At 39.5% G+C, this 896-nt stretch carries 1 protein-coding gene; it reads right to left on the bottom strand.

Annotation, left to right across the window (positions count from 1 at the left end; translation table 11 throughout):
• Nucleotides 1–245: 245 nt before the first annotated feature.
• Entirely contained in the window at nt 246–395 is a 150-nt protein-coding gene (locus IE124_RS36265) for a hypothetical protein (RefSeq protein ID WP_189513928.1), read from the bottom strand.
• Nucleotides 396–896: the final 501 nt, after the last annotated feature.

Below are 896 nucleotides of genomic sequence, written 5' to 3'. Positions count from 1 at the left end.
CCCCTATAATTGGCATTCCCACATTCTGCGCATACGAATACACATGAGTGCCATAAAACAATACTCCACATACGAAACCTATGAAAGATGTATGATTCGTTCAGAAACAAGAGCATCTCCATAGAGATAATGAGATTGTGTGAAAGATGAGATATGGAGAATATGTGAGGTGCTAAATGAGCGTCTGTTAACGAATCGTTTAAGTAGTGATGACAGATGGAGGAACGGGTATAAATAGAGCTGCTTCAACTATATGCCTTTGAGGTATGCGCTTTCATTTCACTATTTCTTGTTAAGATTACATCAGCACTAACAAACAAAACAAATACAATGGTCAAATTAACTTCAATCGCTGCTGGTGTTGCCGCCATCGCTGCTACTGCTTCCGCAACCACCACTCTAGCTCAATCTGACGAAAGAGTCAACTTGGTTGAATTGGGTGTCTACGTCTCTGATATCAGAGCTCACTTGGCCCAATACTACATGTTCCAAGCCGCCCACCCAACGGAAACCTACCCAGTTGAAGTTGCTGAAGCCGTTTTCAACTACGGTGACTTCACCACCATGTTGACTGGTATTTCTCCAGACCAAGTGACCAGAATGATCACCGGTGTCCCATGGTACTCCAGCAGATTAAAGCCAGCCATCTCCAGTGCTCTATCCAAGGACGGTATCTACACTATCGCAAACTAGAGACAAACGCCAATTTTACGAACGGGCTTCCATAGACATTGAAAATTAACGAACAAAATAAAATAAATAAAAAACTACTTTTTTTTGATGATATAAATACCGTAGATTATATAAATGTATATTAATATTATAAACCTATTTGATCAATGACAGTGTTCGTGAAGCATTTTATGAATACGATGAACATAAGAAAGAAACTTTTA

The organism is Streptomyces narbonensis (assembly GCF_014649015.1).
Classification (GTDB): Bacteria; Actinomycetota; Actinomycetes; order Streptomycetales; family Streptomycetaceae; genus Streptomyces; species Streptomyces narbonensis.
Note: the sequence above shows the minus strand (reverse complement) of the source record. Positions and strands in the feature narration are given on the sequence as shown.